Here is a 24,739-nt window from a genome sequence, read left to right on the forward strand (position 1 = left end):
GCAGATGATCCCCGCATCGCGTCCCAAGCATCTCGATGAGATGCGCCCCTGGAATGACGTCCAGGTCCTCGAATGCGTTGCGGTGCTGCCGGAAACGTCCGACGTCATGACGTTCTCGTTCCAGACGCCGGATGAATCCTGGTTCCGCTACCATCCCGGACAGTTCGTGACGCTGGAGCTGCCGATGCCCGGCGGGCCGGTGCTGCGCACCTATACGTTGTCGTCGAGCCCCTCACGGCCGCTGTCGGTCTCGGTGACGGTAAAGGCGCAGGCCGGCAGCGTCGCCAGCCGCTGGATGTTCGACAATGTGCATGAAGGCGTGCGGCTGAAGGCCTATGGCCCCGCGGGCATCTTCACCTTCCACAACCATCCGGCCGAGCGCTATCTCTTCATCTCGGCCGGCTCCGGCATCACGCCGATGATGTCGATGACGCGCTGGCTTTACGACAATGCCCGCCACACCGACATCAAGTTCATCCACTGCGCGCGCAGCCCGTCCGACATCATCTTCCGGGCCGAGCTCGAGCGGATGGCGGCGCGGGTCAACGACATCGACCTTGCCTGGATCGTCGAGCGGGCCGATCCCTTCGACGCCTGGACCGGCTACAAGGGCCGCATCAACAGCCTGATGCTGGAGCTCATCGCCGCCGACTACCACGGCCGCGAAATCTTCTGCTGCGGCCCGGCCGTGTTCATGCAGGCGGTGCGCGACATCCTGAATGCCGCCGGCTTTGACATGGCGCATTATCACGAGGAGAGTTTCAGCGCGCCCGAGGTGATCGAGGGGCCGCCGCCCGGCGCCGACGACGTCATTCCGGAAGACGGGAAGGGCGCCCGCATCGTCTTCACGGCGTCGGGCCTCGAAGCAGCCTGCACCGAGACCGATACCGTGCTGCAGGTCGCCAAAAGCCTCGGCCTGAACATTCCGAGCGCGTGCCAGTTCGGTGTCTGCGGCACCTGCAAGACGCTGAAAATCTCCGGCGAGGTCCACATGGTGCACAATGGCGGCATCCGGGACGACGAGATCGAGGAAGGCTACATCCTCGCCTGCTGCTCCAAGCCGATCGGCCGCGTCGAGGTGAAGGTCTGACGCGGATCGCGGCGACCTGAAGAAGCAAGCGGGCCTTGGCCGGGGCCGGCGGTAATCTTATAACAGTTGCTTGTCCGGCCCTCCCTCGTTTGCGATAGGGAGGAGGATGGGGAACGACCGCCTTCCCGCAGGGAGCCATGTCATGAGCGACGCGCCCGCACTGACGAAGAATCAGGGTCTGGTGATGGGGGCGCTGGAGCGGGCCGAGGGGCCGCTCAGCGCCTATTCCATCCTCGACGCGCTGCGCGAGGACGGGCTCCGCGCGCCGCTGCAGGTCTACCGTGCGCTCGACAAGCTCGTCGACGCCGGTCTCGTCCACCGCCTGGAAAGCGTCAACGCCTTCGTTGCCTGCGCCCATCCGCACAGTCACGCCACATCGATGATGGCCTTTGCGATCTGCGAAACATGCGGCAACGTCACGGAATTCTCCGAACCGGACGTGCAGGAGCGATTGACCCGCTGGGCCGCCGACAACCATTTCAGGCCGTCCAAGACGGCGATCGAAATCAAGGGCATCTGCGCGGCTTGCACCGAGGGCAACGTCTGATCGCTTCCGGGGCCGCTGGACGCTGCACTCGCGACGACGCCTATTAGGCCTTGCTGCAATCCAGGCTGAACTTCGTCGACAGGACCTCGGAGAACTTGATCCCGTCCTCGGGCACCGTGTCGCTGGTTCCCAGCGCCGAGATCGAATCCATCCAGGACTTTGCCGCCTGGTCCGGTGTGGGTGCCGCCGTGGTGGTTTTGCATTTCTTCGGCAGGCCCTTCACCGAAAAAGCCTTGTCCCCGCCGGTGAAGTCGAACGCGACGAAGTAGGTGTCGTCGAAATTGGAGACCGTCGTGGTCTTTCCCTTCAGCTCTAGCGGCGCGGCAGGCGCCATGCTGAACGAGAATCGCAGCTGGCCCCTCTTGGCATCAAAGATCACATCGAGCGTCGGCGGGGCCGTCAGCGGCACCTTCGCGCCGTTCTGGGTGACAAAGGTGTAGTAGGACCATTCGGCGATCGAGGAGCCGACCTGCTTGCCGATCGCCTTCAGTTCGTCCGGATCGAGCGTGCCGTTGCCGTTCTTGTCGAAGTCGACAACGACGCTCGACGAGAACAGCTCGTCCATCCACCAGTTGTTGTGCAGCGACACCATCCGCCCGTCGGCGCCGACGACGATCTGCACAGTGGAGTTGGCGAATACATGTGGGTGCGCCGCAGCGGGCGTGGCGCCCGCGACAGCCGACGCCATCGCAATGCTCGCACAGGCGGCGAATCGCATGGTTGGGTTCATGGCAAGGCTCCTCGGCGTCAGGGCGATGGAGCCGACGAGAATGGCGAATTTGCGAAGCGCCATGGCCGGCTCGCGATTCGTTTGCGGACGGTCATGACTGACGCTTCTTGGAAAAGCAGGATGCAGGCGGCCATCGGTCGATTCGGAATGCGGTTGCCGGGCCGAGACAGACCGCTTAAGCCGCTCTGATCACCGTGGTGCGAGGAAGCGCCGGGCTGCGTAGAGGGCGACAGCGGCCGCGTTGGAGACGTTGAGCGAGCGGATCTCGCCGGGCACCTCCAGCCGCGCCAGAACGTCGACCGTTTCGCGGGTCTTCTGCCGAAGCCCCTTGCCCTCGGCACCCAGCACCAGAGCGAGACGCGTTCCGGCGAAAGCCGATTCGAGCTGGCCTTCGCCCTCCGAATCGAGACCGACGGTCTGGAAGCCGCGCTCGCCGAGCTTCTGCAGGGCATCGGCCAAATTGGTCACCTGGACGTAGGGCACGAGTTCCAGCGCGCCGGAAGCTGCCTTGGCGAGAACGCCGCTCTCCTGGGGCGAATGGCGCGAGGTCGTGATGATCGCGCCCGCCCCGAAAGCCGCTGCCGAGCGAAGGATGGCGCCGACATTGTGCGGGTCGGTCACCTGGTCGAGCACCAGCACGATCTCGGAATCGCCGACATCCTGCAGCGACTTCGTCTTCAAGGGCGCGGCTTCCAGCATCACACCTTGGTGGACGGCATCCGAGCCGAGCTCGACGTCCAGCTGCCGCGGCTCCACGATCTCCAGCGGGCAGGGCAGGGCCGCCTCGTCGATTTCCAGCCGCACCAGCGCGTTGCGCGTGGCGAGAAGGCGGAAGGCCTTGCGCTTCGGGTTCTTCAGCGCCGCCGCCACCGTGTGCAGGCCGTAGAGCCGCACCCGGTCGTCCGGTCCCGGCTTGCCGGGATGCGAAGGCCGCTCGCCGCGCGGCTTCTCGCCGCTCTCGGTCTTCGCGCCGGGCTTGGCATCTCGATAGGCACGCCGCAGCGTTGCGTAGTGGCTATCCTTGGGGGTGTGGGTCGGTCGGTCTGCGCTCATGCCGTCTCTCTATCGAAGCGGGCCCGCCCGCACAACGTTCGCTGGGGATTTCCGATGCTTCACGGCATAACGCGTGTTGACAGCATCGGCGCCGCTCTGCATAACGCCGCCCGGAGCCCAAGGCGACGCGGTCAGCCGCACTGCCCAATGGTTCTGGCGTACCACCGATAGCGAGCTGCATGCTTGCCTTTCGACGCCGGTTATGGAGGGATGCCCGAGTGGTTAAAGGGGACGGACTGTAAATCCGTTGGTTCGCCTACGTTGGTTCAAATCCAACTCCCTCCACCATAACCTTGCCGGCCCATTAGGCCGGATCTGAACAGCCCAATGCCGGCACGGTGCCGGAGACTGCAAGCGACGCGGGTATAGCTCAGTGGTAGAGCAGCAGCCTTCCAAGCTGAATATACGGGTTCGATTCCCGTTACCCGCTCCACTCCCCAGATGACGACCACCTTAGACAACGGCCGAATACGCCCTCGCTTCATGGTACCCCTTTAGCGCAACTCCTGACTTCGTCGTCAGAAGCATTGTGGATCGCCGTTGCGTGGCATTCTCGTGCGCTCGCCCAGAACCGCGTTCTCGGCGCCAGCAGAAAAGCGAAGGCGATAGGACGTTCCTTGAGGTCCTTCCGGCGTCTCTCACGCCGGCTGGCGACCCAATCCATCCACCCGTGATGGTCGCCGCCAAGCTCCAATGTAACAAATTGTGATGGAAATTTATCGCAGCCGACGAATCAGGCGGCTTTGTGACGAAAAAGCGGCAGCTGCCTTGGTTGATGGGCGGCATCAAAGGCCAGCCGACAGCCCTTGGCCACCTCAGCGAGCTTATCGAAAAGCCAAAAGATTCAGTCTTCTAACTGCATTTATCAGAAGCCGGATGGTGGCCGCCAATTCGGCTGCAGCGTCAACATGTATGGCGCGATCATGACTGTCATCGCAAAAGCACAGTCAATCGAGGATCGTTTGCGGCGGTCCGTTTCGACGCGGTTCCCCCAAGTTGCTTCACGGATTAATCCGCTGATAACTCTTTCAGCCGAGGGATGCGGTCAAGGCGAGGGGCCTCGCATCCCACTGTTCGAATGCGCCTGTCGACTGTGCCCGGGGATCAAAGCCGAATGACCACTGTCCATGCTACGCTGCGACGCTCGCTGACTGTTTCCGCGGTCATTCTGTCGACCATCGCCATGACGGCATGCCAGTCCGGTTCTTCCACCCACGGCGGCGACAAGCACGAGCGCATCAAGAGCGACCCGAACGAATCCTTCTCCTCCGCCGAATACGGCGTGAAGGCGAGCCCGCGCGTCACCGACCGCAAGATCGTTCCGAAGGGCGGCGGCCGCGAGCAGGTCGGCAAGCCCTACAAGGTACGGGGCATTTGGTACTATCCGAAGGAACAGCCGGGCTACAAGAAGTCCGGCAAGGCCTCCTGGTACGGCTCGAGCTTCCACGGCCGGCTGACCGCGAACGGCGAAGTCTACGACATGTTCGGCCTCTCGGCCGCCCACCCGACCTTCCCGCTGCCCTCCTATGCCCGCGTTACCAACAAGAAGACCGGCGCGAGCGTCATGGTGCGCGTTAACGACCGCGGTCCCTACGTCGCCGACCGCGTGATGGACGTCTCCTCGCGCGCCGCCGAAATGCTCGGCTACAAGCAGGACGGCGTCGGCGACGTCACGGTCGAATATGTCGGCAAGGCGCCGCTCGAGGGCGACGACACGCCGATGCTGGTGGCGAGCTACCGCGCCGGCACGGCCAGCCCGCTGAATGACGGCCTGCCGACCGGCGTGATGGTCGCCTCCAACGATGTTCCGACGCGTGGCTATGCGACGGCCCTCGTGGCACCCCGCGCCGCCGCGCTTCCCGGCGTCCGGCCGCTTGGCCTGACGCAGCCCGCCGCCAGCCGCTCCAGCGGTTCGCTGGTCGACACCAGCAGCCTCAGCGTCGATTCCATCATCAGCGGCGCTGGCAGCGAAGGTGTCTCGGCACCGCGTCCGACCCCAAGGGCCAATGCTTACGGTTCGCTCGTCGCTTCCTATGCCCCAGCGGCGGCATCGTCGGGCGCCTCCGGTGCCCTGTCGGCGATCAGCCAGGGTTATGCCGGCGAGCGCATCGAAATCGGCACCGTCGGCGACAAGAAGCTGGTCGAGACCATCCGCCAGCTGGCGAACGGACACGGCCGACTGGTCGTCGACACCGGCGACCAGCCGGGCACGGTCTCGCTGGCGCTCGACGCCAATCCGGGCGAGGACACCGACGGGCTGTTGCAGGCGCTCTGGCAGGCCGGTGCCGACAGCGCCTTCGTCCTGCACGACTGATCCCGCGCACGCCACGTCCTGATTCCCGCAGCGCTGAGACAGCGCGATGAGTGGGGATAGACGTTTTGATGTGCTCTCGGCAGCATGTTTTCTGGTAGGCTTGCAAGACCGGTGCGATCCCCCGATCGATGCACCCTCTGAGCCCCGAGAGCCCATGCGCGTGACCCTCGCCGCCCGCCAGTTCCTTGCCGTCACGACCCTTCTCTGTGCCCTCCTGCCGCTGTCCGGTGCCCTTGCCGCCGAGGCGATGACGACGAAGGCGCGGAACGCCATCATCATCGACGGTGAGACCGGCGCGGTGCTGTTCGAGAAGGATGCGGACAAGCCGTTTCCACCGGCTTCCCTCGCTAAGCTGATGACCATGGAAGTGGTGTTCACCGCGATCGAGGAAAACCGCTTCGCGCTGACGCAGGAGTTCAAGGTCAGCGAGCATGCCTGGCGTACCGGCGGCGCTCCCTCCGGCAGCTCCACCATGTTCGCCAAGCTGAATTCCGTCGTCCCGCTGCAAGACCTGATCCGCGGCACCATCATCCAGGCCGCCAACGATGCGGCGATCGTCATCGCCGAGGGCTTTGCCGGCTCCGAGGCGAATTTTGCCGGCCTGATGAACGAGACCGCCCGCAAGCTCGGGCTGAAGAACTCGACTTTCGTCAATCCGACCGGGCTGCCGGCGGACGGTCAGTCCGTCACCGTGCGCGACCTCACCGTGCTGGCCCGCCATATCCAAGAGGCGCATGGCAGCTTCTACGGCCTCTACGCGCAGCCGGATTTCGAGTGGAACAAGATCAAGCAGCGCAACCGCAACCCGCTGCTCGCCATGAACATTGGCGCCACCGGCATGGGAACGGGCTACACCGAGGCTTCCGGCTATTCGCTGGTCGGCGTCACCCAGCTCGACGGGCGCACCACCTTCATGGCGCTGGGCGGCCTTTCCAGCATTCCCGAGCGCACCGAGGAGGCAAAGCGCCTGCTCACTTGGACGAACACCGCCTTCCGGCGCGAGCAGCTATTCGCCGAGGGCAGCAGCGTCGGCACCGCGACCGTCTATGGCGGCGACCAGCCGGGCGTCGCGCTGTTGACCCGGGAGCCGGTGATCGCCTACGTCCCGAGCGACCGCCCCGAGACGGTCACCGCAATGATCCGCTATGACGGCCCGCTGCAGGCGCCGATCGACGCCGGCGCGCGGATCGGCCGGCTCGAGGTCAACATCGACGGCCAGCTGAGCGTCGCGCACGACCTCTATGCCGGCCAGAGCGTCGCCCGGGGCACCTTTGCCATGCGCGCCCTCGATGCGGCGCAGGAGCTTGCCTTCGGATGGATCAAGTCGCTTTGACGCTACACCGCCGGAAGCCCGAGTGACGGGCTATTTCGTGACGTTCGAAGGCGGGGAGGGCAGCGGCAAGACCACGCAGATCAGCCTCCTGGCAGAGAGCTTGCGCCAGCGCGGCACGGACGTCGTGCTGACTCGCGAGCCCGGCGGCTCGCCCGGGGCCGACGCGGTTCGCCACGTGATCCTCTCCGGCGCTGCCGAGGCTTTAGGGCCGGAAGTTGAGACCATGCTGTTCGCCGCCGCGCGCATCGACCACATCGCCGCGGTCATCCGGCCGGCGCTCGACGCCGGCAAGACCGTGCTCTGCGACCGGTTCCACGATTCGACGCGGGTCTATCAGGGCCTTGCCGGCGTCGATCCGGCGCTGCTGACGGCGCTGGAAAAGGCCGCGCTGGGGAGCGTCTATCCCGATCTCACGATCATCCTCGACATTCCCGCCGCCGAGGGCCTCAGCCGAGCCACCGCGCGCCGGGGGCCCGACACGGCCGACCGGTTCGAGCGCGAAGGCGTCGCGCTTCACGAGGCGCGGCGCGCAGCTTTCCTCGCGATCGCCGCCTCTGAGCCGGACCGTTGCATTGTGGTGGACGCGTCCCGCGAGCCAGAACTGATCGCCCGAGAGATTGCGTTCCTCGTGCAGGATGGCATCGAACGTCACCGGCTCGCCCGCGTCGGCCGCGCGGGCGCGGAGAAGGCGCCGGCCGCAGCGGCCAGCGGCGAGGCATCGGCATGAGCGACGTCGAGGCGACAGAAGAACACGACAGCATTCCCGGCATCGCGGCACCGGTGGCGAGCTACGACCTGCACGGTCATATCGCGGCCTGGCGGCAACTGGTCGAGGCGCACCGAAGCGGCCGCTTGCACCATGCCTGGCTGCTGCAGGGACCGCGCGGCATCGGCAAGGCGACCGCCGCCTTCGCCTTCGCCCGGCGGCTTTTGACTGTCGCTGACGATGCCGATGACGAGGGGCCGGCGAGCGATCCCGACAATCCGGTCGTCCGCAAGATCGCCGGCGGCAGCCACCCGAACCTTGTCCACATCACCCGGCCCGCCAATGACAAGGGCACCGGCTTCAAGACGCAGATCACCGTCGAGGAAATCCGCAAGCTCAACCGGTTCTTCCGCACCACCACCTCCGCGCGGCAGTGGCGGATCGCGATCATCGACCCCGCCGACGACATGAACCGCAATGCGGCCAACGCCTTGCTGAAGATCCTTGAGGAACCACCCGAGCGCTCGATCTTCCTCATCACCAACCATCTGCCGGGACGCCTGCTGCCGACCATCCGCTCGCGCTGCCGGGTGCTGCGCTTCGATCCGCTCGGCGAGGACGACATGGCGGCGACGCTCTCGACCATGCCGCTCGGGCTCGGCGACGACGAACTGACCGCGGCGATCGGCCTTTCCGACGGCAGCGTCCGCACCGCCGTCTCGCTGATCGCGAGCGGCGGGCTGGAGCTCGAGGTGCACCTTCGCCGCGTCCTCGGCGCGCCCGCGCCGGTCTGGTCGGACATCCATGCGCTCGCCGACGCACTGACCCAGAAGGGCCGCGAGACTGCCTTCGAGCTGACGCTGGCGGCCGCCTTCAAGCACCTCGCCGAGGAGGCCGAGGGCCGGCTGGCGAAAGGCGAGGTCGCATTGGCCAGCCGGCAGGCGGCGCTCTGGGCCAGCGAGCACGACCGGCTGCGCGAGGGCCTTGCCTACAATCTCGACCGCAAGCAGCTGCTCTTGACGTTCTTCGACAAGCTCTTCGCGCTGCGGGCCGGGCGTCCGGGCTGACGGGCGCCGGCCGCTTTGCCGATTGAGGCGGGCGGCGCGATGGCCTATGACGCTGGCAATCATCCCGCAGCCGACCGCAAGAAGACACGATGGCCGAACGCTATTATCTCACCACCGCCATCTCCTATCCCAATGGCAAGCCGCACATCGGCCATGCCTATGAGCTGGTGGCGACCGACGTCGTCGCGCGCTTCAAGCGGCTCGACGGCTATGACGTGATGTTCCTTACCGGCACCGACGAGCACGGCATGAAGATGCTGCAGACGGCGCGCAACGAGGGCATCGAGGTCAAGGCGCTGGCCGACCGTAACGCCGCGGAATTCCAGCGCATGGGGCAGGCCGTCGGCGCCTCGAACGATGACTTCATCCGCACCACTGAGCCGCGCCACCACGCCGCCAGCCAGGCGATCTGGAAGCGCATGCAGGACGCCGGCGACATCTACAAGGACAGCTACGCCGGCTGGTACTCCGTCCGCGACGAAGCCTATTACGCCGAGGACGAAACCACCGTGCGCGAGGATGGCGGCCGCTTCAGCCCGCAAGGCACGCCGGTCACCTGGGTCGAGGAGGAGAGCTACTTTTTCCGCCTTTCCGCCTTTCAGGACCGGCTGCTGAAGCACTACGAGGAGAACCCCGCTTTCATCGGCCCGTCCGAGCGCCGCAACGAGGTCATGTCCTTCGTCAAGTCGGGCCTGCGCGATCTCTCGGTCTCGCGCACCACCTTCGACTGGGGCATACCGGTGCCGGGCGACGAGAAGCACGTGATGTACGTCTGGGTCGACGCCCTGACCAACTACCTCACCGCCACCGGCTACCCCGAAGAGGGCGAGCGCAGCGCCTTCTGGCCGGCCGATCTCCACATCATCGGCAAGGATATCGTGCGCTTCCACGCCGTCTACTGGCCGGCCTTCCTGATGTCCGCGGGGCTGCCGCTGCCGAAGCGCGTCTTCGCGCACGGCTTCGTCTTCAACCGCGGGGAGAAGATGTCGAAGTCGGTCGGCAACGTCGTCGACCCGCTGGCGCTGATCGAGGCCTACGGGCTCGACCCGTTCCGCTACTTCTTCCTGCGCGAAGTGCCTTTCGGCCAGGACGGCAACTATTCGCACGAGGCGATCGTCAACCGCACGAATTCAGAACTCGCCAACGATCTCGGCAACCTCGCCCAGCGCTCGCTGTCGATGATCAACAAGCACTGCGAGGCCAAGGTGCCGGTGCCCGGCGCCTTCACTGCCGAGGACGAGGCCATGCTGACGGCGAGCGCGACGCTGCTTGAAAAGGCACGGGAAGCCATCGACCGGCAGGAAATGCACGCGATGCTTGCGCCGATCGTCGCCGTCGTGTCCGAGGCCAACCGCTACTTCGCCGGACAGGAGCCCTGGGCGTTGCGCAAGAGCGATCCGGCGCGCATGGCGACGGTGCTCTTCGTCACGGCCGAGACGCTCCGCCGCGTCGCGATCCTGCTGCAGCCGGTGATGCCGGGCTCGATGGCAAAGCTCCTCGACATCCTTGGCGTCGGGGCGGATGAGCGGACCTTTAACGAACTGGTGCCGGACGCCGCCCTCGTCTCCGGCCGCGACATGCCGGCCCCGGCCGCGATCTTCCCGCGCTATGTCGAGCCGGAGGCCTGATGCGGGAGCTCTTCCTCGTCGACAGCCACTGCCATCTCGACTTCCCGGATTTTGAGGCCGAGCGCAGCCAGCTCGTCGCAAACGCCGCCGAGAACGGCGTTGGGCTGATGGTGACGATCTCGACCTATGTCAGCCGACTCGAGCGGCTGACGGCGCTGACCGATGCCTATGCCAACGTCTACGCCTCGGTCGGCACGCACCCGGTCAACGCCGGCGAGGAGCCGGACGTCTCGACTGCCGAACTGGTGCGCCTCAGCCGTCATCCGAAGATCGTCGCGATCGGCGAGGCCGGGCTCGACTACTTCCACGACAGCGCCCCGCACGGTCTGCAGGCCGCGGTGTTTCGCCGGCACATCGCGGCGGCGCGCGAGACCGGGCTGCCGCTGGTGATCCATTCCCGCCAGTCGGACGACGACATGGCCGCGATCCTGAAGGACGAGAGCGCCAACGGCGCGTTTCCGTTCATCCTGCACTGCTTCTCGGCCGGAAGGGCGCTTGCCGAGACGGCGCTGACGCTCGGCGGTCACATCTCGTTCTCCGGCATCCTCGCCTTCCCGAAATCGACCGAGATCCGCGCCATCGCCGCCGATATCCCGATGGAGCGGCTGCTGGTTGAGACCGACGCGCCCTATCTCGCGCCGCCGCCGTTTCGCGGCAAGCGCAACCAGCCGGCCTATGTTCGCCACACCGCCGAAGTGCTGGCCGAGGTGAAGGGCGTCGATCTCGCGGGAATCGCCGAGGTCACCTCCGACAACTTCTTCAAGCTGTTCGCCAAGGTGCCGGACCCGCGGAGCGCGGCTGCGTGAGCGCGACGCTGCGCCTGACCGTGCTCGGCTGCGGCTCTTCGCCCGGCACGCCGCGGATCAACGGCGATTGGGGCGCCTGCGACCCGCAGGAGCCGCGCAACCGCCGCCGCCGCTGCGCCGCGATGGTCCAGCGCATCACAAGCGGTGGCACCACGACGGTGGTGATCGACTGCGGTCCGGATTTTCGCGAGCAGATGCTGTCGGCCGAGGTTTCGCGCATCGACGCCGCGGTCATCACCCACCCCCATGCCGACCATATCCACGGGCTCGATGATCTGCGCGGCTACGCCCTCGACACCGAGCGTCGGCGCATCGCTGTCTTCTCCGATGACGAGACGCATGCGCGGCTGCTCGAGGCTTTCGGCTATTGCTACGAGACGCCACCTGGCAGTTCCTACGAGCCGATCGCCGAGCACCGCCGGATCGTCGCCGGAGAAGCGTTCGCGATCGACGGGCCGGGCGGCGCCGTGGTGCTTCGCCCTTTCCGCCAGGTCCACGGCCGGATCCATTCGCTCGGCTTCCGCATCGGCCCGGTCGCCTATTGCAGCGACGTCAGCGACTTTCCGGACGACGCCATCGCGGCGATCACCGGCGCCGAGCACCTCGTCATCGGCGCGCTGCAGCACCGTCACCATCCCAGCCACCTGACGCTCGCGCAGTCGCTTGCCTGGATCGAACGCTTCGGCGTGCCGCGGGCGACCTTGACCCACATGCACACGCCGCTCGACTACCGGACGCTCTGCGCCGAACTCCCGGCCCATGTCCGGCCGGGACATGACGGCCTGGTGCTGGATTTCCCTGTCGCCTGACGGCTGAAACCGGCCGCCACCGAGAGGGGAAACCTCCGGCCCGCGACTTTCGGATGCTTTGCGCCCGCGCGGTCAGGCGGCTACAACGGTCCCCGCGACACGCGGCCAACGCGGCGCCGGGAGGATGCATGCAAGGCGAATACGACTACATCGTCGTCGGGGGCGGCAGCGCAGGCTGCACGCTCGCCAACCGTCTCTCGGCCGAGGGGCGCCACACCGTCCTCCTGCTGGAAGCCGGCGGCCGTGACAACCATCCCTGGATCCACATCCCGGTCGGCTATCTCTTCTGCATCGGCAATCCCCGCACCGACTGGTGCTTCACCACCGCACCGGAAAAAGGGCTCGGGGGCAGGGCGCTCGGCTACCCCCGCGGCAAGGTGCTCGGCGGCTGCTCGTCGATCAACGGCATGATCTACATGCGCGGCCAGGCGCGAGACTACGATCTCTGGCGGCAATCCGGCTGCACCGGCTGGGCCTGGGACGACGTGCTGCCCTTCTTCAAGCGATCAGAGGACTATTTTGCCGGGGCCGACGAGATGCACGGCGCCGGCGGCGAATGGCGCGTCGAGGCGCAGCGGCTGCGCTGGGACGTGCTGGAGGCTTTTCGCACTGCCGCCGAGGAATACGGCATTCCCCCGGTCGAGGACTTCAACCGCGGCGACAACGAAGGCTCCTCCTACTTCAAGGTCAACCAGCGGAACGGCTTTCGCTGGAACACCGTCAAGGCCTTCCTGCGCCCGGCCAAGGGCCGCCCCAATCTCACCGTCGCGACCTCCGCGCATGTGCGCCATCTGGTCATCGGCGGAGAGGGGGAGGAGCGCCGCGTCGAGGCCGTCACCTTCGACCAAAACGGCACCGTCCACACCGTGCGCTGCCGCCGCGAGGTGGTGCTGTCGGCTGGCGCCATCGGATCGCCGCAGCTGCTGGAGCTTTCCGGCATCGGCAACCCTGCGGTGCTGGCGGAAGCGGGCGTCGACACGCTCCTCGCCCGCCCCGCGGTCGGCGAGAACCTGCAGGACCATCTGCAGCTGCGCTGCGCCTACAAGGTCACGGGCATCCCGACCTTGAACGAGAAGGCGACGAACCTCTTCGGCAAGGCGATGATCGGGCTCGAATATCTCGCCCGTCGCTCGGGCCCGATGTCGATGGCCCCGAGCCAGCTCGGCCTCTTCACCCGCTCCGACAGCTCCTTCGAGACCGCGAACCTCCAATACCACGTGCAGCCGCTCAGCCTCGAAAAGTTCGGCGAGCCGGTGCACGCCTTTCCGGCCTTCACCGCGAGCGTCTGCAATCTGCGCCCGGAGAGCCGCGGCACCGTCCACATCGAGAGTGCCGACCACCGGCGACAGCCCTCGATCCGGCCGAACTACCTCTCCAGCGAGACCGACCGCCGGGTCGCAGCCGACTCCATCCGCATCACCCGGCAGATCGTCGGTCAGCCGGCCTTGCGGCCCTACCGGCCGGAGGAGTTCAAACCGGGCCCGCGCTACGAGACCGAAGCCGAGCTGGCGGAAGCGGCCGGCCTCATCGGAACGACGATCTTCCACCCCGTCGGCACCTGCCGCATGGGCGCCGATCCCGCGAGCGTCGTCGATCCCGAGCTGCGGGTTCGCGGTGTCCGGGGCTTGCGCGTCGCCGACGCCTCGGTGATGCCGACCATCGTCTCCGGCAACACCAATTCGCCGACCATCATGATCGCCGAGAAGGCGGCCGCGATGATCCTCGCGGCCTGACCGGAAGCCCCGCATGTCCCTCGATCAACCGCTTGTCCTCACTGAGCGCCTCGGCGCCGCCGGCATCATCCGCCTCAACCGGCCGAAGGCGATGAACGCGCTGACGCTGCCGATGGTCCGGCTGATGCGACAGGCGCTCGAAGCCTTCCTCGCCGATCCCGCGGTCGGGCTCGTCATCCTCGAGGCGATGGAGGGTCGCGCCTTCTGCGCCGGCGGCGACATCCGCGCCTGCGCCGAGAGCGGCAAGGCCGGCGACGGTGTCGCCGAAGCCTTCTGGCGGGAGGAGTACGAGCTCATCTCCCGTCTCGCCGCCGCGGACAAACCGGTCGTCGCGCTGATGGACGGCATCGTCATGGGCGGTGGCGCCGGCCTTGCGATGCACCTGAAGCACCGTGTCGTCACCGAGAAGGTCCGCTTTGCGATGCCGGAGGTCGGCATCGGCTTCCTGCCCGACGTTGGCGCAAGCTATCTGCTGCCGCGGCTGCCGAATTCCTTTGGCCATTATCTCGCGCTGACCGGCCAGTCGATCGGGCCCGGCGACATGCTGGCGGCGGGTCTGGCGGACCATTTCGTGCCGTCGGCAGCGCTCTCTGCGCTTCGCCAGGCGCTGATCGAGATGCCAGCTGCGGGCCTCACCCATGCGGACGTGTCGGCGTTGATCGCCGGCATGGCCTCGACGTCCGAGCCCGACCTCTTCGCCCGCCACGGCGATCTCATCCGGCAGGTCTTCGCGGAACCTGATGTCGGGACAATCCACACGGCGCTCTCCGCCGTCCCATCCGGCGATCCCGACACAGCTTTCGCCGAGGCGACTACCGCCACCATCGCCGCCGCCTCGCCGTTCTCGCTTGCCCTAACGGCGGCGCTACTCAGCCTCGGTGCGGCGTCGTCGACGCTGGAGGAGTGCCTCGTCCGCGAATACCGCGCCGCTTGCTTCTGCCTCGGCGCGCCTGACTTCCATGAGGGCGTCCGGGCCGCGGTGATCGACAAGGACCGCACGCCGCTCTGGCCGTCGAAGGCGCCGGGTGTCCCGCTGCCGGCGATCGAGACGATCCTCGCCCCGCGCGACGGCCAGCCGGATCCGGCCTTTTCGGGCGGCTGAAACCGAACCGCCTGTCGCCGCCAAGCATCGACCGCTGGCGGAACTCGGCGGCGCGAGATATCTCCCGCGCCGCCGAGGGTTCAGGACATCACGCGCCGCAAGGCTGGGACATTGCGGACGACGACGAGGTCGAAGGCCAACATGGCGAGGATCAGCAGGCCGCTCAGCGGAAACAGCACGCCGAAGGCCAGCGCCATCGCCCACAGCGCGCCGTAGACCTTTCGGCTGGTCGGATAGGGCGGAACACCCATGCGCCCGGATGGCCGCCGCTTCAGCCACATCACGACCGCCGCCACCGACATCAGGATGATCGACAGGCACGTCGCCAGCATCAGCAACTGGTTGGCGAGGCCGAACTCCTGCCCCATGTGGATGTTGATCCCCAGCTCGGTCAGTTTGGCCACCGCGCCGTAATCCTTGTAGCCGACGTCGACGAGCGGGACGCCGCTGTACTGGTCGAGGTGGATGGTCCGCACCTTGCCGAGATCGTCCGGGAAGATCGCGGCGGTGTAGACGCCAGACGCGTCGGCCGGCACCGTCATCTCGAAGCCCGGCGAGATGCCGAGCCTCCGCGCTGCCTGCATCGCCCGGTCGAGGCCGATCGGCGCCATCGCCATGTCCATGCCCGGCATGTCCAGGCCGGACATCGGCATCGGCGAGGCCTCCATCGTCCAGCCGACCTTGGCGAGCGCATGGTCGGCGTGTTCGCCCGACACCGGCACGTTGTCCCAAAGCGCGGCGGGATAGCTTGTGCCGGTCGCCACCGCGATCCGGGTCAGCGTGCCGCCCCAGAACGACGACCACGGCAGGCCCGACAGCGCGAGGAAGGCGATGAAGAGACCGGCGAACGCGCCTGTCACCGCATGCGTGTCGCGCCAGAACACCCGCTTCGACGGCGTTCCCCGCACCGTCACGACGCCGCCGCTCTGCCGGCGCGGCCACCAGAGATAGAGGCCGGAGACGACCAGGATGATGGCAAAACCCGCCATCGCCTCGATCACCCGGTTGGCGTATTTCCCGACATATTCGAGGCTGTGCAGCTTGCGCACGACCTCGTTGAATTCCTGCTTCTTCACGACGACGTCGAGGACGGCTCCGCTATGGGGGTCGACGAAGGCGTAGGTCGGCCCCGCCGCGGTCGACAGCGTCACCCGGGCGGAAGCCGTCGCGCTGCCGGGATCGCGGAGCGCCGTCAGCTTCCCGCCGGGCACGGCCACGAGCGCGCGAGCGGCGAGCTCGCTCTCGGGCAGCGACACGTTCTCCGCCGCCACGACGTTGCGGTAGGCGAAGAGGCTCCCGTCGATCTCGTCGCGGAAGAGATAGAGCGAGCCGGTCACGGCGAGAAGTATCATGAAGGGCACCGCCATCAAGCCGGCGTAGAAATGCCAGCGCCAGATCGCGCGATAGGTATCGACGGCAAGCATCGGCACGGCGCGCGGCGCCGCGGTGGAGAGGTTGGTCATCTCAAAATCTCTGTCCCGTGCGGTTCCCGGCACCGGTCCCGCAGGACGGGGTGCACGCGGAAGACGCCGTCAACCAAAGCAGCGGGGGATATGCCCCCGCGGTGGATCAGCTTTGGAGAAAGGCCACGGGCGGTGCGCGCGCCTGTCGTCTTCTGTCGGTGCGCGGCTCGCGTGCCGGGACCGGCGCCTCAGCAACCCGTTCGACGCGGTCGGCAAAGCGGATCGGCAGCGAGGGGGCATCCGACGCCGCAAGGGCGGACGGCACGGCCATGCCAGCCTGGCAGAAGAGGCCGCAAGCGCATTCCGGAATATGGTCGGGGGCAGTGGAGCGGTGCGTCCCGTCGGGCGCCGCGGTACAGATGATCGCGCCAGGGCCCGCCATCGCCGCCATCGCGGCGGTCGACAGAAGGACCTGGAAAACAAGCGTCAGCATCAGGAGCGCGCACAGCGCACCCCCCGATGATCTGTCGCCCGCTATCGCCCGCCAGAACTGCATGATCGTCCATCGCATGGAGCACGGGGATTGTCGACTGGCGCAAGCGCCGGGAGAGGTGCCGCCGCTGCGACCGATCCGCCGGGTGCCCGGCAGCGCGCCGCGTATCGTCAGCGCGGCCCCGGCTGCGGCATGCTGGCCTTCGCACTTGCGAGCATGACGGCCAAGCCTAGTTCTGCGCAGACGGCGCTGCGGCCACGCCCCGATCCGGGCAGGCCCCGGCAATGCCCTGGCACCAGGATACCGGAGACTTCAATGCAGCTTGCAATGATCGGCCTCGGCCGGATGGGCGGCAACATCGTTCGCCGCCTCATGCGCGGCCATCACAGCGTGGTCGTCTTCGACCGCAACCCGGACGCGGTCGCCGCACTCGCCTCGGAAGGCGCCATCGGCGCCACCAGCCTCTCCGACGCTGCGGGTCAGCTGCAAGGCCCACGGATCTTCTGGGTCATGCTGCCGGCCGGCGTGCCGACCGAGAGCACGGTCCAGGACATCCTGGCGAAGGCGGAAGCCGGCGACATCATCATCGACGGCGGCAACAGCTTCTACAAGGACGACATTCGCCGGGCCAAGGAATGCGCCGCGAAGGGCGTCCGGTATGTCGACGTCGGCACCTCGGGCGGCGTCTGGGGGCTCGAGCGCGGCTACTGCATGATGATCGGCGGAGACGCCGAGACGGTGCGGTTCCTCGATCCGATCTTCGACACCCTGGCGCCAGGCTATGGCGACGTCGTCAGGACCGCCGGCCGGAATCCCGCGGACGACCGAGCGGAGCGCGGCTACATCCATGCCGGTCCCGCGGGGGCCGGCCATTTCGTCAAAATGGTCCACAACGGCATCGAATACGGCCTGATGCAGGCCTATGCCGAGGGCTTCGACATCCTCAACTCGAAGGCCTCCACCAACCTTCCCGAGGAGGAGCGCTTCCAGCTCGACTTGCCGGATATTGCCGAGGTCTGGCGCCGCGGCAGCGTGATCTCGTCCTGGCTGCTGGACCTCACCGCCACCGCACTCGTCGGAGACCGCAAGCTGGAAGGCTATAGCGGCAGCGTCGCCGACTCCGGCGAGGGGCGCTGGACGATCGAGGCGGCGATGGAAGAGTCTGTACCCGCCAACGTTCTGACCGCTGCCCTCTTCGAGCGATACCGCAGCCGGGTTGATTCGACCTATGGCGACCGGCTCCTGTCGGCGATGCGTTTCGGTTTTGGCGGTCACGTCGAAATCCCGCAATAGGCGACGGTTGGACGCCCACGAATGAAGAAGGCGGCATCCCCGATGCCGCCTTCTCTTTTGCGCGAGTCGCGCATGCATTAGCGGCGCGCCGCTGCCCGAGGTCCCGATGTCTCGGGGAGCGCGGACAGCCGCAGGTCTTCTCGCATCTCGAACCACATGGCGTTGATGATGGCGAAGGCGCAAGCGAGACCAACGCCGAGGACCCAGGAGAAATACCACATCTTTTCATTCCTTTACGCGTCTTGCCTCGACCGGGATCAGTAGGCGTTGGGGTTCTTGCCGATGCTGTCCGCCGTCACCGGGCCACGCATGACCCAGTAGACCCAGCTGGTGTAGGCGAGGACGATCGGCAGGAAGAAGACCGTGGCGATCAGCATGATGAAGAGCGTGAGATGGCTGGACGACGCGTCCCAGACCGTCAGGCTCATTACCGGATCGACCGTCGAGGGCATCAGGAACGGGAAGAGCGACACGCCGGCGGTGGCGATGATGCCGAAGATCGCCAGCGACGATCCCGCCAGCGAGGTCCGCCAGTCGCCCTTGCCGAAACCGGCATAGGCGACGACGGGGCCGACCAGGCCGAACATCGGGGCGACGATCATCCAGGGATGCGCCGCGAAGTTGTCGAGCCAGGCGCCGGCGACGAGCACCACGGTCTTCGTCAGCGGATTGGACGGTCCACCGTCGACATGCGCGCTGGCGATACGGAAGCCATCCATGCCGAAAGCCACCCAAAGGCCGGCGAGGGCGAACAGCGACACGGCCGCCAGCGCCGCATACCGTCCGTAGGTCGCCGCGCGGACCGCCACGGGACCCGGACACCGCGCCGCCAGCATCACCGCCCCATGCGTTACCAGCATGGCGACGCTGAGGAGCCCGGCAATCAGCGGAAACGGCGTCAAGAGGCCGAAGAAGCTGCCTTGATAGGATGTCCGCATCGTCGCATCGATGGCGAAGGGCACGCCGACGAGGAGGTTGCCGACTGCGACGCCGAAGATCAGCGCCGGCACGAAGCCGCCGATGAACAGGGCCCAGTCCCAGACGCTGCGCCAGGCAGCATTGTGGATCTTGCCGCGGAACTTGAAGCCGACGGGACGCAGGATCAGCGCCAGGAGGATGGCGATCATCGCGAGGTAGAAGCCTGAGAAGGAGGCCGCATAAAGCGCCGGCCAGGCGGCAAAGATCGCGCCGCCGCCGAGGATCAGCCAGACCTGGTTGCCTTCCCAGGTCGGGCCGATCAGGTTGATCGCCTGCCGCCGCTCGGCCTCGGTGCGGGCCGCGAAGGGCAGCAGCGCGCCGACGCCGAGGTCGTAGCCGTCCATGATGGCAAAGCCGATGAGCAGGACGCCGAGCAGCGTCCACCAGATCAGCCGCAGCGTGTCGTAGTCGAGGGGAAGATGGGTCATATCGGGAACTCCTGATGCCTGAAGCCGGTCAGCGGTCGGGATGGGACGCGGCGCCCGCGGGAAGGCCGGCCATGCCGCCGCTGCCGCCGAGCCCGCCAAGGCCCTCGATCAGTCCGGGACGGTCGACCGGGCCGACCTTCACCACCCGCACCATCAGCCAGACCGCGATGATCGCCAGCGTCGTGTAGAGCGTCAGGAAGAAGCCGAGGCTGATGGCAAGGTCGGTGATCGTCAGGCCCGAGGCGGCGTAGAAGGTCGGCAGCACGCCCTCCACCACCCAGGGCTGGCGGCCGTATTCGGCAACGAGCCAGCCGAGTTCGATGGCGACCCACGGCACCGGCAGACTGTAGAGCGCGATCTTCAGGAAGGTGCGGCTGCTCTCGATGCGGTGGCGCGAGACGATGACGAAAGCGGCGATGAAGAAGGCGATGAGGTAGAAGCCGACCGCCACCATGATGCGGAAGCTCCAGAACAGCACCGGCACGTTCGGAACCGTGTCGAAGGCCGCGGTGCGGATCTGCTCATCGGTTGCGAGCGTCACGTCGTCGACATAACGCTTCAGCAGCAGCGCATAGCCGAGGTCGTGCCAGGTCTCGGCGAACTCGGCCCGGGCAGCCGTGTTATTGCCGTCGGCGCGGATCAGTTGTAGCGCGGCATAGGCCTTGATGCCGTTGCGGATGCGGTCGGCGGCATGTTCCACCAGCGGCAGGATGCCCGGCAGTTCGGTCGAGAGCGAGCGCGTGGTCATCAGGCCGAGGACGTAGGGAATTTTCAGCTCGTAGCCGTTCGCCTTGTCGCCGGGGATGGCGAAGAGGCTGATGCCGGCCGGGGCGGGCTCGGTTTCCCACATCGCCTCCATGGCGGCGATCTTCATCTTCTGGTGCTCGGTCGCGACATAGCCGCTCTCGTCGCCGAGGACGACGACCGACAGCGAGGCAGCAAGGCCAAAGCTTGCGGCCACCGCCATCGAGCGGCGGGCAAATTCCGAATGGCGATCGCGCAGGAGGAAGAAGGCGCTGATCGAGATGACGAAGATCGCCCCGGTAACGTAGCCGGCGCTGACGGTGTGGACGAATTTCGCCTGCGCCACCGGGTTGAAGATCACCGCCATGAAGTCGGTCACCTCCATGCGCATGGTGTCGGGGTTGAACACCGAGCCGACCGGGTTCTGCATCCAGCCGTTGGCGATCAGGATCCACATCGCCGAGAAGTTGGCGCCGAGCGCCGTCAGCCAGGTCACCACCAAATGGCCGACGCGGCTGAGACGGTCCCAGCCGAAGAAGAACAGGCCGATGAACGTCGCCTCGAGGAAGAAGGCCATCAGCCCCTCGATCGCCAGCGGCGCGCCGAAAACGTCGCCGACGTAATGGCTGTAATAGCTCCAGTTCATGCCGAACTGGAACTCCATGACGATGCCGGTGGCGACGCCCATGGCGAAGTTGATGCCGAACAGGGTGCCCCAGAACATCGTCATCCGCCGCCAGACGTCGCGGCCCGTCATGACGTAGACGCTCTCCATGATGGCGATCATGAAGCTGAGGCCGATGGTCAGCGGCGGGAAGATGAAATGGTACATCGCCGTCGCCGCGAACTGCAGCCGCGATAGGTCAACGACCGTGAAGTCGATCATGGGAAGGTCCGCCTTGTTTGCCGGCACGCGCCGGTTCCCAGCCTGCCTACGTGGCGCCGGCACCCTCTGCCTTGATCTGGATCAAGGCCGGTCACCGGGCATCGCGCTAACCCTCCCGGCATGGATGATCCGACAGAAGAAGACCGTCGCGCCGCGGCAAAGGCCGAGACCGCCTGGATGATGGGCTTGCGGCGCCAGGGCGGCTACGCGCTCACGCTGGCCATGGCCGCCCCGCTCGCCGGCGGCGTCGCGCTGGTAGGGCAAGCGATGCTGCTGGCCTCGGTACTCGACCGCGCGATCGTGGGCAGCGCCCCGTTGGCGACGCTGCTGCCTTCGATCGCCGGCATTGGCGGACTTCTCGCGGTTCGCGCGCTGCTCGCCTTTGCCGCCGAACGGGCGGGTATCGCGGCCAGCGAACGCATCAAGCTGGCGGTGCGCGAAAGCCTCTTCGCCCAGCTCCTCGCGCGTCGTCCGGACTGGACGGCGGCGCGCTCCTCCGGCGCCCTGTCGGCGGCGATCATCGACCAGATCGAGGCGCTCGACGGCTTCTTCGCGCGCTACCTTCCGGCCATGGTGCAAGCCTCTGTGCTGCCGCTCGCCTTCGCCGCCGTCGTCATGCCGGTCGATGCCTTCGTCGGCCTGCTCTTCCTCCTCACCGCACCGCTCATTCCGCTGTTCATGGCCCTCGTCGGATGGGGGGCCCAGGCGGCGACCGACGCGCAGGCCGGCGCCCTGACGCGGCTCTCGGGCTATTTCGCCGACCGGCTCCGCGGCCTTGTCACGCTGAAACTCTTTGGGCGGACCGCGATCGAGGCAGCGGCCATGCGCGGGGCGACCGACGCGTTGCGCCAGCGCACGCTCGGCGTCCTCAGGATCGCCTTCCTGTCCTCGGCGGTGCTCGAGTTCTTCGCCGCCCTCGGCGTCGCCGGCGTCGCGCTCTATGTCGGACTTAGTTATCTTGGCTTTGTCGACCTCAGGGTCGCGCCGCTCGGCCTCAAGGCCGGCCTGTTCTGCCTTCTGATGGCGCCGGAGGTCTACCAGCCGCTTCGCCTCCTGGCCTCGCACTATCACGACCGGGCCCGCGCTAAGGCCGCTGTCGCCGAGATCGCCACCCATCTCGGCGCTTTGCCCGTCATCGGAACCGCAGCCGGACCGGTTGCGGCAATCGCCGTTCCGGAGGCGCCTTCCCGCCGGCGCGGCGCCGCGCCGCTGGAGATCAACGGCCTCACCTTGCGCACGCCCGGCAGCGGACGAACCGTGCTGCAATCGACAGATCTCACCGTCCCCGCCGGCCTGCACCTCGCCGTCCTCGGCCCGAGCGGCAGCGGCAAGTCGACCTTGCTGGAGGCGATCGCCCGCCTGCGCGAGGCGGAGGGCACGATCCTGATCGACGGCATGGCGCTGGCCGACCTCGACGAAACGGCGCTCCGGGCGCGCGTTGCCTTCCTCGGACAGCGGCCGCGGCTGTTTCATGGCACCATCGCCGACAACATCCGCCTCGGCGGGCCGGAAGCCGGCATGGTGGAGGTCCGCGCCGCTGCCCGGCGGGCCGGCGTCCTCGGCTTTGCCGAGAACCTGCCGCTCGGCCTTTATACGCCGGTGGGGGAGGGTGGTCTGGGGCTGTCCGGCGGGGAGGCGCACCGCGTCGCGCTCGCCCGCCTCTACCTCCGGCAGCCTGGGCTGATCCTGCTGGACGAACCGACCGCCCATCTCGATGCAGAAACCGAGGCGGATGTTCTGGACGGGCTGGCGACGTTCGCGGCCGGCCGCACCATGATCGTCGCCACCCATTCCGCAGCGGTCGCCCGAAGGATGCACCGCGCCGTGCGTCTTGCCGATGGCCGCCTGTTCCCCGAGCCGATACCGCAGACCATCGGCCTGCTGGAGGGCGCGGCATGAGCGCGCTCTGGTTCTTCCGCCCGCTGTTCCAGCGCCATGCCTTGCGCTTTCTCGCAGCCCTTCTGCTCTCGCTCGCGACCCTTGCCGCCGGCGCGGCACTCCTCGGCATTTCCGGCTGGTTCCTCACCGGCGCGGCCCTGACGACGGCCGCGGCTTCCTTCAACCTGTTCGGCCCGTCCTCGGCGATCCGCGGCCTATCGCTCCTGCGGATTTCGTCCCGCTACGGCGAGAAGCTGATCGGGCACGACGCGACGCTCCGGGTGCTGGCCGACATCCGCGCCTGGCTGTTCGCAGGGCTCCTGCCGGAGGGACTGTCGGTCGGCCGCGGCCTGCGCCACGGCGACCGGGTCTCGCGCCTGACCGCCGACGTCGACGCGCTCGACAGCGCCTTCCTCGTCGCCGTCGGACCGATGGTGACGGGGCTGGTGCTCGGCGCCGGGCTCGCCTGCGTGCTCTTCGCCTTTCTCCCCGTCGCCGGCATGGTTTATGCCGCCAGCATGACGGCAGCCGCCGTGCTGGTGCCCGTCCTCCTCATCGCCGCCGGCCGAAAGGTCGGGGCGGACGCCGTTGCCGCATCGGCCGAGGCACGCTGCTGTGTCCTCGACGGGATCGAGGGCCACGCCGATCTCCTCGCTTTCGGGCGCCTCGCCGAGACCGAAGCCGGGTTCGGCACGGCGGCACGGCGCATGGGGATCGCGCGGCGCCGGCTCGCCAGTGCTTCGGCCGCCGCCGCCGTCGCGGTGCAGCTCCTTGCGGCTATCGCCCTGCTCGGCGTCCTCCTCGCCGGCATCGACGCGCTCAGCACTGGCGCGATCGGCGGTCCGCTGATGGTCGGCCTCTTGCTGGCCGTGCTCGGCAGCTTCGAGGCGGCGGCATCGATCGTGCGCAGCATCGGCCAGCTTGCCACCGCGGCGGCCGCGGCCGAAAGGCTCCGGGCGCTCGGCACCGCCGTGCCCGCGGTACAGGACGCGGCCGAGCCGCGGCAGCTCCCGCCGGGCGCCGGCTTCGCCCTCGTCGGCGTCGTCTATGGCCACGACCCGGAAAGGCCTGTGCTCAATGGGCTTTGCCTCAGCGTGGAGTCCGGCAGCCGCGTGGCGATCCTCGGCGAGAGCGGCAGCGGCAAGTCGACGCTCCTTGCGCTGCTTCTTCGGCTGGCCGATCCGCAGAAGGGATCGGTGCTCGTCGCCGGCCGCGACATCCGCCGCACGGCGCAGGCAGCGCTGCACGCCCGCGTCGCACTCCTCGAGCAGAACGCCCCGGTGTTCATCGGCAGCATCCGCGACAACCTCCTGATCGGCCGAGCCGATGCCGGGGAGGGCGCATTGTGGGAATCACTCGAGCGTGCGCGGCTGGACACGTTCGTGCGCAGCCTTCCCGAAGGGCTCGACACGCTGCTCGGTGAAGCCGGCAAGACGCTGTCGGCAGGGCAGGCACGGCGCCTCTGCCTCGCGCGGACGCTGCTGTCGCCGGCCGCGATCATCGCCCTCGACGAGCCGACCAGCGGCCTCGACCGCGAGACCGAACTCGCCTTCTTCAGGGACCTCGGCCCGGCGACCGCCGGCCGCACCGTGATCCTCGCCACCCATTCGGCGCTGCCCTCCGGAACCGTCGACCGAACGCTTCGGCTGCGCGGCGGCCGTCTGGTGCGTTGAGCGCTGCGGTTGCTACCGACCGCGCCGTCCAAGACAGCGACAGCG

21 protein-coding genes and 2 tRNA genes are annotated in these 24,739 nt (G+C 67.5%); 16 read left to right on the forward strand and 7 right to left on the reverse strand.

Annotated features, from left to right (window positions below):
- Positions 1–4 precede the first annotated feature (4 nt).
- Positions 5–1,090 (forward strand): FAD-binding oxidoreductase, encoded by a 1,086-nt coding sequence (locus ACZLZQ_RS16400; RefSeq protein WP_472950288.1) that lies wholly within the window; start codon positions 5–7, stop codon positions 1,088–1,090.
- Positions 1,091–1,232: 142 nt separating this feature from the next.
- Positions 1,233–1,637: a Fur family transcriptional regulator gene (locus tag ACZLZQ_RS16405; protein WP_472950289.1), complete on the forward strand. Its 405-nt coding sequence runs from the start codon at positions 1,233–1,235 to the stop codon at positions 1,635–1,637.
- 43 nt (positions 1,638–1,680) lie between these two features.
- Here the strand turns inward: ACZLZQ_RS16405 and ACZLZQ_RS16410 are convergent, their stop codons facing one another.
- Together ACZLZQ_RS16410 and rlmB are read right to left on the reverse strand one after the other, a co-directional pair.
- A complete protein-coding gene (locus ACZLZQ_RS16410) occupies positions 1,681–2,430 on the reverse strand; it encodes a DUF1007 family protein (RefSeq protein ID WP_472950290.1) in 750 nt (249 codons plus the stop codon).
- Between the two features lie 126 nt (positions 2,431–2,556).
- Positions 2,557–3,420: a 23S rRNA (guanosine(2251)-2'-O)-methyltransferase RlmB gene (gene rlmB, locus ACZLZQ_RS16415; RefSeq protein ID WP_472950291.1), complete on the reverse strand. Its 864-nt coding sequence runs from the start codon at positions 3,418–3,420 to the stop codon at positions 2,557–2,559.
- 204 nt (positions 3,421–3,624) lie between these two features.
- On the opposite strand from rlmB, the gene ACZLZQ_RS16420 reads away from it, so the two are divergent.
- From ACZLZQ_RS16420 to ACZLZQ_RS16470, 11 genes are all read left to right on the forward strand, one after another.
- Positions 3,625–3,708 (forward strand) — tRNA-Tyr (locus tag ACZLZQ_RS16420).
- Positions 3,709–3,779: 71 nt separating this feature from the next.
- Positions 3,780–3,853, forward strand: a tRNA-Gly gene (locus tag ACZLZQ_RS16425).
- 681 nt (positions 3,854–4,534) lie between these two features.
- Entirely contained in the window at positions 4,535–5,734 is a 1,200-nt protein-coding gene (locus ACZLZQ_RS16430) for a septal ring lytic transglycosylase RlpA family protein (RefSeq protein ID WP_472950292.1), read from the forward strand.
- Between the two features lie 154 nt (positions 5,735–5,888).
- A complete protein-coding gene (locus ACZLZQ_RS16435; RefSeq protein ID WP_472950293.1) occupies positions 5,889–7,067 on the forward strand; it encodes a D-alanyl-D-alanine carboxypeptidase family protein in 1,179 nt (392 codons plus the stop codon).
- Between the two features lie 22 nt (positions 7,068–7,089).
- Positions 7,090–7,794, forward strand: coding sequence for a dTMP kinase (gene tmk, locus ACZLZQ_RS16440; protein ID WP_472950294.1), 705 nt, complete (start codon positions 7,090–7,092; stop codon positions 7,792–7,794).
- Positions 7,791–8,840, forward strand: a complete 1,050-nt coding sequence (locus ACZLZQ_RS16445) for a DNA polymerase III subunit delta' (protein WP_472950295.1) — start codon at positions 7,791–7,793, stop codon at positions 8,838–8,840. The genes tmk and ACZLZQ_RS16445 overlap by 4 nt, the downstream gene beginning before the upstream one ends.
- 89 nt (positions 8,841–8,929) lie before the next feature.
- A complete protein-coding gene (metG, locus tag ACZLZQ_RS16450; RefSeq protein ID WP_472950296.1) occupies positions 8,930–10,468 on the forward strand; it encodes a methionine--tRNA ligase in 1,539 nt (512 codons plus the stop codon).
- A complete protein-coding gene (locus tag ACZLZQ_RS16455; RefSeq protein WP_472950297.1) occupies positions 10,468–11,274 on the forward strand; it encodes a TatD family hydrolase in 807 nt (268 codons plus the stop codon). Before metG ends, ACZLZQ_RS16455 begins: the two co-directional genes overlap by 1 nt.
- Positions 11,271–12,083, forward strand: coding sequence for an MBL fold metallo-hydrolase (locus ACZLZQ_RS16460; protein WP_472933372.1), 813 nt, complete (start codon positions 11,271–11,273; stop codon positions 12,081–12,083). Before ACZLZQ_RS16455 ends, ACZLZQ_RS16460 begins: the two co-directional genes overlap by 4 nt.
- A gap of 128 nt (positions 12,084–12,211) precedes the next feature.
- On the forward strand, positions 12,212–13,816 hold the full coding sequence (locus tag ACZLZQ_RS16465) for a GMC family oxidoreductase (protein ID WP_472950298.1): 1,605 nt from the start codon (positions 12,212–12,214) through the stop codon (positions 13,814–13,816).
- 13 nt (positions 13,817–13,829) lie between these two features.
- Entirely contained in the window at positions 13,830–14,918 is a 1,089-nt protein-coding gene (locus ACZLZQ_RS16470) for an enoyl-CoA hydratase/isomerase family protein (protein WP_472950299.1), read from the forward strand.
- Positions 14,919–14,998: 80 nt separating this feature from the next.
- Here the strand turns inward: ACZLZQ_RS16470 and ACZLZQ_RS16475 are convergent, their stop codons facing one another.
- On the reverse strand, positions 14,999–16,381 hold the full coding sequence (locus ACZLZQ_RS16475; protein ID WP_472950300.1) for a PepSY-associated TM helix domain-containing protein: 1,383 nt from the start codon (positions 16,379–16,381) through the stop codon (positions 14,999–15,001).
- 106 nt (positions 16,382–16,487) lie between these two features.
- Complete coding sequence (locus ACZLZQ_RS16480) at positions 16,488–16,814, reverse strand: hypothetical protein (RefSeq protein ID WP_472950301.1); 327 nt, start codon at positions 16,812–16,814, stop codon at positions 16,488–16,490.
- 315 nt (positions 16,815–17,129) lie between these two features.
- Here ACZLZQ_RS16480 and gnd point away from each other — a divergent pair, with 315 nt between their 5' ends.
- The gene (gene gnd, locus ACZLZQ_RS16485) at positions 17,130–18,107 is read left to right on the forward strand and encodes a phosphogluconate dehydrogenase (NAD(+)-dependent, decarboxylating) (RefSeq protein ID WP_472950302.1); all 978 of its coding nucleotides are present in this window, start codon (positions 17,130–17,132) and stop codon (positions 18,105–18,107) included.
- A 77-nt stretch (positions 18,108–18,184) separates the two neighbouring features.
- Here the strand turns inward: gnd and cydX are convergent, their stop codons facing one another.
- From cydX to ACZLZQ_RS16500, 3 genes are read right to left on the reverse strand one after another with little or no spacing between them, the layout of a single operon-like run.
- Positions 18,185–18,328 (reverse strand): cytochrome bd-I oxidase subunit CydX, encoded by a 144-nt coding sequence (gene cydX, locus ACZLZQ_RS16490; protein WP_472950303.1) that lies wholly within the window; start codon positions 18,326–18,328, stop codon positions 18,185–18,187.
- A gap of 36 nt (positions 18,329–18,364) precedes the next feature.
- Positions 18,365–19,513, reverse strand: coding sequence for a cytochrome d ubiquinol oxidase subunit II (gene cydB / locus ACZLZQ_RS16495; RefSeq protein WP_472950304.1), 1,149 nt, complete (start codon positions 19,511–19,513; stop codon positions 18,365–18,367).
- A gap of 28 nt (positions 19,514–19,541) precedes the next feature.
- The gene (locus ACZLZQ_RS16500) at positions 19,542–21,143 is read right to left on the reverse strand and encodes a cytochrome ubiquinol oxidase subunit I (RefSeq protein ID WP_472950305.1); all 1,602 of its coding nucleotides are present in this window, start codon (positions 21,141–21,143) and stop codon (positions 19,542–19,544) included.
- 120 nt (positions 21,144–21,263) lie between these two features.
- Between ACZLZQ_RS16500 and cydD the strand changes: the two genes are divergently transcribed.
- Both cydD and cydC read left to right on the forward strand, forming a co-directional pair.
- Complete coding sequence (gene cydD / locus ACZLZQ_RS16505; protein WP_472950306.1) at positions 21,264–23,042, forward strand: thiol reductant ABC exporter subunit CydD; 1,779 nt, start codon at positions 21,264–21,266, stop codon at positions 23,040–23,042.
- The gene (cydC, locus tag ACZLZQ_RS16510; protein ID WP_472950307.1) at positions 23,039–24,694 is read left to right on the forward strand and encodes a thiol reductant ABC exporter subunit CydC; all 1,656 of its coding nucleotides are present in this window, start codon (positions 23,039–23,041) and stop codon (positions 24,692–24,694) included. The genes cydD and cydC overlap by 4 nt, the downstream gene beginning before the upstream one ends.
- The last annotated feature ends 45 nt before the right edge of the window (positions 24,695–24,739 follow it).

It is taken from the genome of Mesocryomonas lacus (assembly GCF_055730105.2).